This window comes from Micromonospora noduli (genome assembly GCF_003264475.1).
GTDB lineage: Bacteria > Actinomycetota > Actinomycetes > Mycobacteriales > Micromonosporaceae > Micromonospora > Micromonospora noduli.
On sequence record NZ_PYAC01000004.1, the window covers coordinates 161,861 to 174,168 of the forward strand.

The 12,308-nt window shown below is 70.9% G+C and carries 14 protein-coding genes; 7 read left to right on the top strand and 7 right to left on the bottom strand.

Annotated elements, in window-relative coordinates:
• Positions 1–299: 299 nt before the first annotated feature.
• Genes MED15_RS08015 through MED15_RS08025 form a run of 3 tightly spaced genes read right to left on the bottom strand, consistent with a single transcriptional unit; the run spans position 300 to position 2,759 of the window.
• On the bottom strand, positions 300–1,094 hold the full coding sequence (locus MED15_RS08015; RefSeq protein WP_112582545.1) for a class I SAM-dependent methyltransferase: 795 nt from the start codon (positions 1,092–1,094) through the stop codon (positions 300–302).
• A gap of 42 nt (positions 1,095–1,136) precedes the next feature.
• Complete coding sequence (locus MED15_RS08020) at positions 1,137–1,691, bottom strand: Uma2 family endonuclease (RefSeq protein WP_112699188.1); 555 nt, start codon at positions 1,689–1,691, stop codon at positions 1,137–1,139.
• Between the two features lie 48 nt (positions 1,692–1,739).
• The gene (locus MED15_RS08025; RefSeq protein ID WP_091409132.1) at positions 1,740–2,759 is read right to left on the bottom strand and encodes an aldo/keto reductase; all 1,020 of its coding nucleotides are present in this window, start codon (positions 2,757–2,759) and stop codon (positions 1,740–1,742) included.
• A gap of 146 nt (positions 2,760–2,905) precedes the next feature.
• On the opposite strand from MED15_RS08025, the gene MED15_RS08030 reads away from it, so the two are divergent.
• From MED15_RS08030 to MED15_RS08040, 3 genes are all read left to right on the top strand, one after another.
• Positions 2,906–3,379 carry a GNAT family N-acetyltransferase gene (locus MED15_RS08030; protein WP_112735200.1) on the top strand — a complete coding sequence of 158 codons (474 nt, stop codon included), beginning with the start codon at positions 2,906–2,908 and terminating at the stop codon, positions 3,377–3,379.
• Positions 3,380–3,388: 9 nt separating this feature from the next.
• Positions 3,389–3,868 (top strand): hypothetical protein, encoded by a 480-nt coding sequence (locus MED15_RS08035; RefSeq protein WP_112735202.1) that lies wholly within the window; start codon positions 3,389–3,391, stop codon positions 3,866–3,868.
• A 75-nt stretch (positions 3,869–3,943) separates the two neighbouring features.
• Positions 3,944–5,164, top strand: a complete 1,221-nt coding sequence (locus MED15_RS08040) for an MFS transporter (RefSeq protein ID WP_112735204.1) — start codon at positions 3,944–3,946, stop codon at positions 5,162–5,164.
• A 6-nt stretch (positions 5,165–5,170) separates the two neighbouring features.
• Here MED15_RS08040 and MED15_RS08045 read toward each other — a convergent pair whose 3' ends face one another.
• Positions 5,171–5,764, bottom strand: coding sequence for an HD domain-containing protein (locus tag MED15_RS08045; RefSeq protein ID WP_112601528.1), 594 nt, complete (start codon positions 5,762–5,764; stop codon positions 5,171–5,173).
• A 104-nt stretch (positions 5,765–5,868) separates the two neighbouring features.
• Between MED15_RS08045 and MED15_RS08050 the strand changes: the two genes are divergently transcribed.
• Positions 5,869–6,633, top strand: coding sequence for a hypothetical protein (locus MED15_RS08050; RefSeq protein ID WP_244220410.1), 765 nt, complete (start codon positions 5,869–5,871; stop codon positions 6,631–6,633).
• A gap of 32 nt (positions 6,634–6,665) precedes the next feature.
• A complete protein-coding gene (locus tag MED15_RS08055) occupies positions 6,666–7,610 on the top strand; it encodes an RNA polymerase sigma-70 factor (protein WP_112601506.1) in 945 nt (314 codons plus the stop codon).
• A 16-nt stretch (positions 7,611–7,626) separates the two neighbouring features.
• On the opposite strand, the gene MED15_RS08060 is transcribed toward MED15_RS08055, so the two are convergent.
• The 3 genes from MED15_RS08060 to MED15_RS08070 all read right to left on the bottom strand — a co-directional run bounded on the left by MED15_RS08060 (position 7,627) and on the right by MED15_RS08070 (position 10,096).
• Positions 7,627–8,244 (bottom strand): response regulator, encoded by a 618-nt coding sequence (locus tag MED15_RS08060; RefSeq protein ID WP_220090566.1) that lies wholly within the window; start codon positions 8,242–8,244, stop codon positions 7,627–7,629.
• Between the two features lie 53 nt (positions 8,245–8,297).
• Complete coding sequence (locus MED15_RS08065; RefSeq protein ID WP_112601508.1) at positions 8,298–9,419, bottom strand: sensor histidine kinase; 1,122 nt, start codon at positions 9,417–9,419, stop codon at positions 8,298–8,300.
• 86 nt (positions 9,420–9,505) lie between these two features.
• On the bottom strand, positions 9,506–10,096 hold the full coding sequence (locus tag MED15_RS08070) for a hypothetical protein (protein ID WP_112735206.1): 591 nt from the start codon (positions 10,094–10,096) through the stop codon (positions 9,506–9,508).
• A gap of 252 nt (positions 10,097–10,348) precedes the next feature.
• On the opposite strand from MED15_RS08070, the gene MED15_RS08075 reads away from it, so the two are divergent.
• Together MED15_RS08075 and MED15_RS08080 are read left to right on the top strand one after the other, a co-directional pair.
• A complete protein-coding gene (locus MED15_RS08075; RefSeq protein WP_112601509.1) occupies positions 10,349–11,536 on the top strand; it encodes an NAD(P)/FAD-dependent oxidoreductase in 1,188 nt (395 codons plus the stop codon).
• A 30-nt stretch (positions 11,537–11,566) separates the two neighbouring features.
• On the top strand, positions 11,567–12,151 hold the full coding sequence (locus MED15_RS08080; RefSeq protein WP_112734131.1) for a hypothetical protein: 585 nt from the start codon (positions 11,567–11,569) through the stop codon (positions 12,149–12,151).
• Positions 12,152–12,308 lie beyond the last annotated feature (157 nt).

Sequence of the window (12,308 nt, forward strand, 5' to 3'; positions counted from 1 at the left end):
GTGCTGACGTCCTTGTCCCGATGGGCGGAGGCACCGCTGCGGGCGCCCGCAGGGGTGTCGGTGACAGCCACGGCCTGTCGTACGCGCGATCGGCACGGCGGCTGTGCCGTGACCGCCACGGCTTCGAGGCCGGGCTGGGTGAGGGCGGCACCGGTGCGGACGATGTTGTCCCCACCGGGCCGGAGGATTGGGATGTGGCCCGCCACCCGTCTACCTCCACCTGCCCCAAGGGTGCTCTACCAGGGGCTTTACCGTCTTGTCCGAATTGCGACAACCTCCGGCGAGGCTCGGCGCGACGGCTACTCGGGCGGCGTGCCCCGTACGGCCCAGGCCCGCGCGGTGAGCCGGATCGACAGGTCCGGCTCGACCGGCAGCCGGGTGGCCAGCGACTCCCGCAGCGCGGCCCGGTCGGATTCGGCCAACGTCGCGACGTACCCCGGCGCCGACCCCTGACCGCCCAGGAACGGTGTCCAGTAGTCGGCGAAGTCGGTGAAGGTCGTCGGTACGTCGACCGGCCAGACCGACACGTCCCGCAACCCGGCCCGCTCCCACAGCGTGCGGAGCGCGTCGGGCTGGCACACAGTGGTGCGGTTCCCCTCGTCCAGCTTCGCCGAGGCCGGGTCGAGCTGTGCGGCGGCGGCCCAGAAGTGCCGCATCATCGCCATCCCCTCGGCGTAGTCCCAGACGTAGGCGGCCACCACCCCGGCCGGCCGGACCACCCGGGCGAACTCCGCCACCGCCCGCGCGGGCTCCGGCACGAAGTTGAGCGTCAATCCGCTGACCACCACGTCCGCGACACGATCGGGCAGCGGCAGGGCCCGCGCGTCACCGACCTGGAAGGCCGCCCGGGGGTCGGTGACCCGGGTACGCGCGACAGCGACGAACCCCTCCGACGGGTCGATGCCGGTCACCTCGACGGGGTCGTTGTGGCTGAGGATCGTCGAGGTCAGCGCTCCGGTGCCGCAGCCCACGTCGAGCCAGTGCCGCCCCGGCGCAACGGCCAACCCGCGCAGGAATTCCACAGCGACCAGGCGGCTCCACCGACCCACGTACGCCTCGTACGCGTCACCGTTCGCCCACACCGGCTGCACCATCCCGGAAACGATACGACGGTCCAGGGCCGTCGGTGCTGGCGTTCAGTCGAGATGGTCGGCGGGGGCGGTCTGGAGCAGCCAGGCCAGCGGCATCCGCGCCCGCGTCTCGTAACTGCCGTCCCTACCCAGCCGGTGCAGGGTGACCGTCTGCGCGCCGTCCCGATCGATCACCCAGTACTGCGGGATCCCCGCCGACGCGTACTCGCGGACCTTGGTCACGGAGTCCATCGCCTCCGAGCCCGGCGAGACGATCTCCACGACGAGTACGACGTCGGCGACTGCGGCCCAGACGCTGCGGGACGGCGGCTTACGCCAGACACTCACATCGGGGATGCGGCCACCGTCACCGTCCGGTCCGGAGATGCGCACACCGACTGCCTGAAGCACCTGCTCGGCGGGCCAACCCGCCACGATCAACCAGGCGAAGAGGCGACTGGCGATCATGGCGTGTTCCGAATCGGGCGGCGGCATGACCGACAGGACCCCCTCGGGGCTGGTCTCGTAGCGGTGACCGTTCGGGTCGGCAGCGTTCATCGCCGCCACGTCGTCGAGCGTCACAACGGCGGGCATGTGCATGCCGACAGCCTCAGCGCTCATGAGTCACATCCTAGGTGACCAGCGGCCCCGATCACCGCACCCGATGGCTCAGCGACGCCGCCGCGCCGGGTCGAGCAGGGCGGGCGGGGTGTCGAACTTCTCGGCTGCGGCGAGGTCGACCCCGGGTGCGACGATCGCGTCGATTGCGTCGAGCACGTCGGCCGGGAGCACGGTGTCCGCAGCGGCGAGTTGGGCGTGCAGGTGGTCGATGGTGCGGGGGCCGATGATCGCGCTGGTCACGGCCGGGTGCGCGGTGACGAACCCGAGTGCGAGCTGGATCAGGGTGAGCCCCGCCTCGTCGGCCACGGTGGCCAACTGCTCGACGGCGTCGAGCCGGGCCTGGTTGGCCGGGACGCTGAGGTCGAAGCGGGCGGGCAGGAGCGCCGAGCGGCTGGTGGTGATCTCCCGGCCGGCGCGGATCGCACCGGAGAGCCAGCCCGAGGCGAGCGGGCTCCAGGCGAGCACGCCGAGCCCGTACTGCTCGGTCACGGGCAGGACGTGGGCCTCGATCCCCCGTTGCAGGATCGAGTAGCTGGGCTGCTCCGTCACGTACCGGCCCAGGTGGTGCTCCCGCGCGGCCCACTCGGCCTGCACGATGCGGTACGCGGGGAAGGTCGAGGAGCCGAAGTAGCGGATCTTTCCCGCCCGTTGCAGGTCGGTCAGCGCCGACAGGGTCTCCTCGTCGCTGGTGGTCGGGTCCCACCGGTGGATCTGGTAGAGGTCGACGTGGTCGACGCCGAGGCGGCGCAGGCTGTTGTCCAGCTCGGTGACCAGCCAGCGGCGCGAGCTGCCCCGCTGATTGCGCTCGTCGCCCATCGGCATGCCGGCCTTCGTGGCCAGCACGATGTCGTCGCGGCGACCGGCGATGGCCTTGCCGACCAGCTGCTCCGACTCGCCCTGGCTGTACATGTCGGCGGTGTCGATCAGGTTGATCCCGGCCTCCAACGCGGCGTCGACGATCGCCGTCGCCTCGTCCTGGGTGGTGTGCCCCAGTTTGCCGAAGTTCATCGCGCCGAGCACGAGGGTGCTGACCTGGACGCCGGTGCGCCCCAGGGTGCGGTACTGCATGGCTGTTCCTCCAAGGAAGGGTGAGGTGACACTGGCCCACCCGCTCTGGCATTCTGAGCAAGTGGAACCGCGTTCCGCTAAGAACGATACGGAACACTGTTCCGTTTGCCAAGTGACGGGGGTAACGGTGCGATAGCTTATTGATCATGGGGGACTGGGAGCTTCGACCAGCCTCGACGGCGGACGTCGAGGCGGTGGCCGAGTTGCGGGCGGTGGTGCTGCGGGCCGATCTGGAGCGGCTCGGGCGGTACGACGAACAGCGGGTGCGGCAGCGCCTGCGGGACGGTTTCGCACCGGCGTACACCTGGGTCGTCGAGGTGGACGGCGCGTTCGCCGGCTGCGTGGCACTGCGGCCCGACGCGGACGCCCACTGGCTGGAGCACTTCTACCTGGCCCCGCGGCTACAGGGCAGTGGCATCGGCACGGCCGTGCTGCGCGAACTGCTGGACCGGTGCGACCGCCTCGGCACGCCGGTGCGGCTGAACGTGCTGCGGGGCAGCCCGGCCCGGAGGCTGTACGAGCGGCACGGATTCACAGTCGACACTGAGGATGCGGTGGACGTGTTCATGGTCCGCGCACCCGGGACGATCACCGCCGAGACTCGGACCGCGTCAATGTAACGTTGACAGATGACGTCGGAGCTGGCTCGGTTGGCGGAGGTCCGCGCTACCCGCGCCCGTCTGGACGAGCAGGAGCTGGAGATCATCGACCGCGCGCGCCACGACGGTGCGACGTGGGCCCAGATTGCGACGGCACTCGGCCTCGGCAGCCGGCAGGCCGCCGAGCAGCGTCGACAACGACTGGTGGCGGCGCGATGGTCGCGGCGGCAGCAGCTCGACCTCCGGATGCCTCCGCAGATTGCGGCGCTGCGGGCGGCGGTGGCCGACCTCGGCCGGTGGATCGGCGCCGATCAGCGGTGGGACAGCCGATTTCGTCGAGCGGTGCTCGTGCGGAGCACTGTGGACGCCGCGTTGGATGCCGCCCCGGGCTCGCTGCACGCGTTGGCACTGCTCCTCGCCACCGATCTCGCCGAAGCGGGTGAGGGACTGCCCGCGCCCGCTCGGACCGCCGCCACGAAAATCGAGGTCGCCCTGTCAATGGATCGTTGACGGCACGCAGCGGCATTGCCTGTGCCCCGCTCAAGCTTGAGGATATGAGTCTCCTCGACTCAACTCGGAGTGCTCATGCGTCGCAACGCGGGCCTGTTCGTGGCGATCTCCCTGCTGTCCGGCTTCGGCAGCAGCGCCATGTCCCTGGTCGCCGGCATCTGGATCCTGGACCTCACCGGCTCCACCAGCCTCGCCGCCCTCGCCGGGCTCTGCGTCTACGCCCCGGTGCTCGCCGGCCCGTGGCTGGGCGGTCTGCTCGACCGGGCACCCCGGCGGCCGCTGGTCATCGCCGTCAACCTCATGCTGGCGGCCGCCCTGCTGGCGCTCCTCGCGGTACGCGGGCCGGGGCAGACCTGGCTCATCTTCGCCGTCTCCTGCGCCTACGGCGTCAGTTACGTGCTGATCGACGCCGGCGAGACGGCGCTGCTGCCGTCGGCACTCGCCCCGACCGAGCTCGGCGACGTCAACGGGTGGCGCTCCAGCGCCCAGGAGGGCATGAAGCTCGTCGCTCCCCTGGCCGGGGCCGGCCTCTACGCGTGGCGGGGCGGCCACGCGGTCGTCGTCCTCAGTGCGGCCATGCCGGTCCTGGTCGCCACCCTGTACGCGCTACTCCGCCTGAACCGCACGCCCACCGAGCGGCCCACCGAACGCGGCGACGGCCCGCGTACCGGACTGGCGGTCCTGTTCGGACGGCGAGCGACGCGGCTGCCGGTCGTGCTGGCGGCGGTGTCGATCGCCATGTCCGGCTTCACGACGGCGGGAATCTACGCGATCGTCGTCACCGAGCTGCGCCTGCCGACGACGTTCCTGGGTGTGCTGGCCAGCGCGCAGGGCGCCGGTTCCATTCTCGGCGGCCTGATCGTCGGTCGACTCATCACGGCAAGAGGTCCCGTTGCCGTCGGTGCCGTCGGAACGGCGCTGTTCGCGATCGGGTGCCTGGCGCGCTGCCTGCCGTGGTGGCCGGCCACCGTCGTCGGGGCGGTGGTGGCCGGCGTCGGGCTGCCCTGGACCCTGGTCGCGGCGGTGACCGCCGTACAGACCCACACGCCGTCGGCGCTGCTGGGACGGGTCTCCGCGACGGCCAACACCGCGATGTTCGGGCCGCTCGTCGTGGCGATCCCGCTCGGCTCCGCGGCCGTCCACCTCGGCGCCCGCCCGCCGCTCATGGCCGCCACGGCGATCTGCCTGACCGCCGTGGTGGTGGCCACGTTCCGCCGCCGGTCGACGCCGTACGACGAGACGCCGACCGCGCTCCCGCCGCGCCGAACGGCGGGAACGGGTCCGGCGAGCCGCTGACCGGGTTCACCCGCGTACCGGATGGGTTGCCTGGAAGGCGAGTCGACGGTCCGCGTCAGCGGCGATCTGGTCGAGGATGTCGTCCAGGTCCAGGAAGACCGACCAGCGCTCGCGGCCAGTGGCCTCGGCCAGCCGGTCCACGAGCAGCTCTTCCAGGTCGGTGACCCGCTTTCCCTTCCACACCTTGTCGGCCACGCTGACCAGCAGGTCGTCGACATCGATGCCGTCCTGGTGCCAGGACGCGTGGTCGCGCGCGAACCGGGCCGACGACTCGGCGACGCCGTGCTGGAGCAGCAACTCGTAACCGGCGGGCTCGTGCGCGGAACCGGGCCCGGACAACTCCTCCGGGTGCCGGACCTTGCCGATGTCGTGGGTGGCGGCGCCGAAGAGCACCGCCTCGCGATCGAACGGAAGCTGCGGGAACCTTTCCGCCATCGCGTCGGTGAGCTGCGCGGCGACGTCGTGCACGGCCCGCAGGTGCGCGGCGAGGCGCGGCGGAGCGTGCAGGGCCTCCAACAGGGCGACGACCTGGTCGGGCAGAGGCCGTAGCGGCGGGTCCGCGGGTGCGGTGAGGGCGCGGCGCAACGAATCGGACGTCACCACGGCAAGGGTACGACCACCACGCGCGCCCGGCCCCTGTCGCGGGGCATCCAGAGCTGGTTCGGTCCGGCTACGCTCCCCCGCACCAGGGAAGGGGTCCATCGGTGAGAGATCGACTACGGCAGGTCGCGATGGTGCTGCTCGGCGCGGCGCTGTTCGGCACGGCCGGCCTGAGCCTCGGCTCCTGGTACGCCGGCCGCGGCACCGAGCCAGTCAACTTCGACCGGATACAGAGCATGGCGGCGGAGTTACTCCCCGGCACCGAATCAGTCGGCTCGAGCGTCGGCCTCAACCACGTCTACGGTGCCCTGGGCCCCGACGACTTCGGCTCGGCGTACGCGGAATACCACTACGTCGACGCTATAGCTGACGAATGCGCGCACTCCGAACTGGTACGGCGCAACGCCGCCGCACTGGGTTGGCAGGGCAACCATCGGGTCACGGGCACGCCATGCGATGGCTGGCGGGCCGAACGGGACGGGCTGACCGCCACGCTCACCCAGGTGGACCGCATGGCGGTCCTGAGGTTCGTGCCAGCCGCGCCCGACGGCTACGTCACCGTCATCCTCATTGCCACCGTCCTGGGTGCCGCGGCCGGGGCGGCGCTGTTCTGGCTGGCGGGACGGCGACGTCCGCCCGTACCCCGACTGGTTGGCACGCTGGTGACGATGGTCCTCCTCCCGGGCGTCGTCCTCACCTGGCAGGGCCTGCTGGCGAATGGATTGGCGGAACCGACGTGGCCGGTCTGGCCAGCCCTCGCTCCCGTGCTGGTGCCGCTGGCGCTCGTGCTGCTGCTGGCCGGGCTGATCTTCTACGTGGGTCGACGGGAGCCGAGCCAGGTCTCCGGCCCAGGCACGAGCCAACCCTGAAGGTCCGCCATCCGCCTGGATACTGTCTAGTCATGCCGCTCAGTCCGGACGAGGTCGAGGTGTTCGAGCACTCCAGGGCCCGCCTGGAGGCGATCGCCTATCGCCTGCTGGGCTCGGCCAGCGACGCGGAGGATGCCGTCCAGGACACCTTCCTCCGCTGGCAGGGCGCCGACCGGGAGCACGTCGAGACGCCCGAGGCGTGGCTGACGAAGGTCCTCACCAACGTGTGCCTCAACCAGCTGACCTCGGCGCGGGCCAGGCGGGAGACCTATGTGGGCACGTGGCTGCCCGAACCGGTCCTCGCCGGGGACCGGATGCTCGGCCCGCTCGACACCGCCGAGCAGCGCGAGTCGGTCTCGATGGCGGTGCTCACCCTGCTTGAGCGGTTGTCGCCCAACGAGCGCGCGGTGTACGTGCTGCGGGAGGCCTTCGGCTACTCGCACGGTGAGATCGCCGAGATCCTCGGCCTCACCGAGTCGAACTGCCAGCAGACCTACCGGCGTGCCAAGCAGCACGTCACCGCCGAACGGGCCCGCGCGGAGGTCGACCGGGCCACCGCCCGGAAGATCGTCGCGGAGTTCCTCACGGCGGCCAACAACGGTGAGATCCAGCGGCTGGTGGAGTTGCTGACCGACGACGCGACGAGCACCGCCGACGGCGGCGGCAAGATCCCGGCCCGGGCCGCGCCGATCGTCGGCGCGCTGGCGGTGGCGAAGTTCCTGCGTGGCCTGTTCAAGCCCGCCGACGTCAAACGGGACCTGGTCGGTGGCAGCCCGGCCATGTACGTCACCGCCGCCAACGGCGCTCCGGCGGTGGTGGTCGTGATCGACGGCCGGGTCATCGGCGTGATGTCGGTGGAGGTGACGCCCGAGGGTGTCACGGCCATCCACAATCAGGTCAACCCCGACAAGCTCGTCCGCGCCACCCGGCAGTGGTCCGCCTCGGAGCACGAGGAGCCGGCCCTCCACGTCTGGTGACCCGCGGTGCAGCTGCTCAGTTCTCGCCGGCGGTGATCAGGCCGGTCTCGTAGGCGCAGATCACGGCCTGGGTGCGGTCGCGGAGGCCGAGCTTGGTCAGCACGTTGCTGACGTGGGTCTTCACTGTGTGTTCGCTGACCACCAGGGTCTGGGCGATCTCCGCGTTGGCCAGACCGCGGCCCAGCAGGTGCAGGGTCTCCCGTTCGCGGGTGGTGAGCACGTCGAGGCGGGCGTCGGGCGCGGCGGCCGACCGGGGCGTTCCGGGCCGGTGGCGGCTGGTGATGTCCGAGATGATCTGCCGGGTCACCGACGGGGCCAGCAGCGAGTCGCCGGCGGCCACGACCCGTACGGCGTGGACGAGGTCGTCGCGGCGTACGTCCTTGAGCAGGAAGCCGCTGGCGCCGGCGTAGAGCGCCTCGTAGATGTAGTCGTCCTGGTCGAAGGTGGTCAGCATGATGACCCGACTGGCGCTCTCCGCGCAGATGCGGCGGGCGGCCTCGATGCCGTCCATCGTCGGCATGCGGATGTCCAGGAGCGTCACCTCCGGCTGGTGCTCCCGGACGGCGGCCACGGCCGCGGCTCCGTCGCCGACGTCGGCGACGACGGTGATGTCCGGCTGGGCGTCGAGGATCATGGAGAATCCGCTGCGGACAAGCTCCTGGTCGTCTGCGATCACCACCCGAATCGTCACGCCGGGAACGGTAGCCGAGCCTCGACGGTGAACCCGCGTCCGGCTGCCGCCGGTTCGGCCTTCGCCGTTCCGCCGCAGGCTGTCGCGCGTTCCCGGATGCCGACGAGTCCGTGTCCACCGCCCGGGCCGCCGGTTCCGGCGCCATCGTCGGTCACGGTGACCGTGAGGGCATCGGGCGACCAGTCCAGGTGTACGTCGACGCTGCTGGCCGCCGCGTGCTTGAGCGCGTTGGTGAGGGCTTCCTGCACGATCCGGTACGCGGCCAACTCCATGTCGGCCGACACCGGGCGCGGCTCCCCGGTCACCCGCAGGTCGGCCACCGGTACGCCGTCGATCAGCGACCGCAGTTGGGCCAGGGTGGGCTGCGGGCTGCGGGGACCGGGCTCGGAGCGCAGCAGGCCGAGCATGCCGCGCAGCTGCACCATGGCGTCCCGGCCGGCGTCGGCGATCGCGTCGAACGCCGCCTCGGCCCGGTCCGGCGCGGTGCGTACGGCGACCGGCCCGGCCTCGGCCTGCACGATCATGAGGCTCACCGCGTGGGACAGCACGTCGTGCATCTCCCGGGCGATCCGGGCCCGCTCGCGTGCGGCGGCCCGATCGGCCTCGAACTCGCGCTCACGTTCGGCCCGGAGCGCCCGGTCCTCCAGGGCGGTCGCGCGCTCCTGTCGAGCGGCGCTGAGCCGACCCAGCACGTACGCGGTGAAGAAGACCAGGAAGGTGTAGAAGTACTCGCTGACGCGGTTGGTGTTGAAGGCAACCCCCGCGGCCACCCCTGGGAAGGTCGCGGCGAGTGCCCACCAGCGCTGCCGGCGACCACCGAGCGTGGCGACCGTGTAGAGGGCGACCAGCCCGCCGTACGCGAGCGGCTGCCCCGGCGCGTCCGCCGCCTTGCCGGCGATCGTGGCCAGAGCCACCACCAGCAGGACGGTGAGCGGCACCCGTCGGCGCCAGATCAGCGGGACCGCCGTACCGGCGGTCAGCAGGTAGGCCAACGGCCCTGGCTCGCCACCCGGTCCGGGAAGCACGAACGGCACTGACACCGCGATCAGGACGAACACGGTGATGGCCGCGTCCACCACGTACGGATTGGTGGTACGCACGAGGCGGGCGAGTGACATCGCGACAGTATTCACAGCCCCTGACCTCCTCAGTGATGGGCATCCGATCCCCCCTGTGGTGGGGGGATCGGTTCGGGGCTCGCCGCTCAGGCGAGGGCGGGCACCGGCTGCGTCGGGGTGGCGGCGGCGGTGCCCCGGGCCAGCGGGAGGAAGGAGACCAGCAGCAGGGCCGAGCCCAGCGGGATCAGGTCCTTGTCGATGAACGGCGTGGCGAGGTCGGCCAGCACCAGGATCGGCGTCCACAGCTTGACCCGGCGCTGCACGGCGAGCAGGACGACCAGCACGAGCTGGCCCAGGTAGAAGGCGTAGGGCCCGAAGTCGTAGGCCAGCTGCGAGATGCCGGGCAGGGTGCGCACATCGTGGATGATCATGCTCATGCCGTAGTTGTCGGTGGCCAGAAAGCCGGCGACGAGGTCGATCGAGAACTGGGTGATCAGCGCCAGTGCCCCGACGGTGCCGGCCGTGGCGCTCACCGTCGCGAGGGTCCCGCCGCCAGCCATTCGGCGCATCTGCCAGAACACCGAGATGAACGCGACGAGCGCGCCGAGGAACGCGACGTGCCCGATGGTCCAGGCCGGGCCGGGACCACGAACACCGTCCAGGCCGTCGATCAGACGGACGATGCCGTAGCCCATGACCAGGACCGGGGCGGCAATGAATGCGGGGCGAAACTGCATTGTGGTGACTCCTTGGGTGGCGTTCACGTCGGGTGTTCGACGTGATTGAGCCTGCCGTTTCGCCGCGGCGCGGACATCGCTCCGCCCGGCGATCTTGCCGCCGCCCGACATCTCCCCCGCACGCATGAGACCCTCCCTCGCACGGGCGAGTGGAGATCAACGCCTGGTGACCCAGGTCATAGGCCAGCCCTGTCAGGAATCGCGTCGCTGTCCGGTTCAGGAAGCGACCACCACCGAGACAGGAGTGCCACCATGAAGCACCGCATCGTCGTCCTCGGAGCGGGTTACGCCGGAGCCATGGCCGCCGGGCGCCTCGCCAAGCGGCTGCACCCGGACGACACCGAGATCACCGTCATCAACGCCGACGCGGATTTCGTCGAGCGGGTCCGCATGCACCAACTCGCCACCGGGCAGGACCTCAAACGACGCCCACTGAGCGAGGTCTACGCCGGCACCGGCGTCAAGCCTCGGCTGGCCAGGGTCACCGCCGTCGACGCCGATCACAGGACCGTCGCGCTCGCCGACGACAACGGCACCGACGAGATCACCTACGACACGCTCGTCTACGCCCTCGGCAGCGTCACCGCCGACCATGGCGTACCCGGGGTCGCCGAGCACGCGTACGACATCGCCGGCAGGCCCTCGGCGCTGCGGTTGCGCGACCGCCTCGCCCACCTCGCGGCCGGCGGGACCGTGCTCGTCGTCGGCGGCGGCCTCACCGGCCTCGAAGCGGTCACCGAGATCGCCGAGACCCGGCCGGACCTCGATGTCGCGCTCGCCGCCCGCGGCGGTCTCGGCGACTGGCTCAACGGCAAGGCGCAGCAGCACCTGCGCGGCGTCTGCGACCGGCTCGGCATCACAGTGCACGAGCACACCGACATCGCGCGGGTCGAGGCAGCGGGTGCGGTCACCCGCGACGGTCGGGAGATCCCGGCCCAGGTGACGGTGTGGACGACCGGCTTCGCCGTGCACCCCATCGCCGCCGCCACGACCCTGGCGGTCGCGGAGACCGGGCAGATCATCGTCGACGCCAGCATGCGGTCGGTCTCACACCCCGAGGTGTACGCGGTGGGCGACGCCGCGATCGCCGAAGGACCGGGCGGCAAGCCGCTGCGGATGTCCTGCGCCTCGGGCATCCCGATGGCCTGGCAGGCCGCCGACGCCATCGCCGCACGCCTGACCGGTCGGGCAAAGTTCCCCAAGGCCCCGCTGCGCTACTTCAACCAGTGCATCAGCCTCGGCCGCCGCGACGGCATCATCCAGTACGTGACCGCCGACGACCGGGCCAGGCCGGCCCTCCTCACCGGGAAGCTGGCGGCCCGCTACAAGGAGTTCGTCTGCACGGGCGCCGCCTGGAGCATCGCGCACCCGGTCCTGTACCCGGTCCGCCGCCACCGCGTCGTCCCGACCCGATCGGAGGTCCGCACAGTCGCCTCCTAAGCGGACATGTGCCAGACCTAGGCTGTCGCAATGGCGGCGGAGCATGTGGTGATCGATCTCGACGAACACGGTCATGAACCGGCCGAACGGAGCGGCATCACCCACGGGAACGTCGCGAACAGGCGGAACCTGCTCCTTCAGCTCGTCGCCGCCTTCGTGATCGGTGTGGTGCTCGGCGGCATCGGTGTCGGCGAGTTGCGAGACTCTCGTGCACAGCGCGAGCGGTCCAGTGTGGTCTCCCTCGTGGCCCTACCCGAGTCGGGCTATTCGGGAGGCTCAAACAGCAGGGGAACCGTCGTGCTGGACGGGCAGCTGACACTGATCAACACCGGCCCCGCGCCGATCACGATCCGCGCGGTTCAGGCAGAAAGGCCGGGCGTCCAGGTACGCGGCATGGACAAGGCCCGGCACGTCCGTCCGGGTGGCACCGGCCAGATCCGCGTCGATCTGCAATTGGAGTGCGCGACGGCGTTCGACCTGGAGCCGTTGTCGGTGCGGTTCTCCGTCGAGACCGAGGACAAGCGGCTCAGAGAGGTGCGCTACCCGGTCGCTCTCGTCGGAAGTGCCTGGCAGGAGGACGCAATGCGCATGTGCGAGCCCCGGTTGGACTCATAGCGAAAGGTGCCAGGCCGGTCACCGTCGGTCACCTTCGTCGGGGCGGATGCGGTTTTAGACGGTATACCTCAGAGGCATAAATATGCCTCTGAGGTATACCGCTCCTCGGCAGATCGACATGGCGGGCCAGCCGAACGCACTGTGGAGGCCGCCAGGT

Bases quoted from the DNA above. Each gene is read 5' to 3' on its own strand.
- MED15_RS08065 (WP_112601508.1), bottom strand. From the start codon at position 9,419: ATGTCACTCGCCCGCCTCGTGCGTACCACCAATCCGTACGTGGTGGAC.
- MED15_RS08025 (WP_091409132.1), bottom strand. From the start codon at position 2,759: ATGCAGTACCGCACCCTGGGGCGCACCGGCGTCCAGGTCAGCACCCTC.
- MED15_RS08040 (WP_112735204.1), top strand. From the start codon at position 3,944: ATGCGTCGCAACGCGGGCCTGTTCGTGGCGATCTCCCTGCTGTCCGGC.
- MED15_RS08055 (WP_112601506.1), top strand. From the start codon at position 6,666: ATGCCGCTCAGTCCGGACGAGGTCGAGGTGTTCGAGCACTCCAGGGCC.
- MED15_RS08035 (WP_112735202.1), top strand. From the start codon at position 3,389: ATGACGTCGGAGCTGGCTCGGTTGGCGGAGGTCCGCGCTACCCGCGCC.
- MED15_RS08080 (WP_112734131.1), top strand. From the start codon at position 11,567: ATGGCGGCGGAGCATGTGGTGATCGATCTCGACGAACACGGTCATGAA.
- MED15_RS08030 (WP_112735200.1), top strand. From the start codon at position 2,906: ATGGGGGACTGGGAGCTTCGACCAGCCTCGACGGCGGACGTCGAGGCG.
- MED15_RS08075 (WP_112601509.1), top strand. From the start codon at position 10,349: ATGAAGCACCGCATCGTCGTCCTCGGAGCGGGTTACGCCGGAGCCATG.
- MED15_RS08060 (WP_220090566.1), bottom strand. From the start codon at position 8,244: ATGATCCTCGACGCCCAGCCGGACATCACCGTCGTCGCCGACGTCGGC.
- MED15_RS08070 (WP_112735206.1), bottom strand. From the start codon at position 10,096: ATGCAGTTTCGCCCCGCATTCATTGCCGCCCCGGTCCTGGTCATGGGC.
- MED15_RS08015 (WP_112582545.1), bottom strand. From the start codon at position 1,094: ATGGTGCAGCCGGTGTGGGCGAACGGTGACGCGTACGAGGCGTACGTG.
- MED15_RS08020 (WP_112699188.1), bottom strand. From the start codon at position 1,691: ATGAGCGCTGAGGCTGTCGGCATGCACATGCCCGCCGTTGTGACGCTC.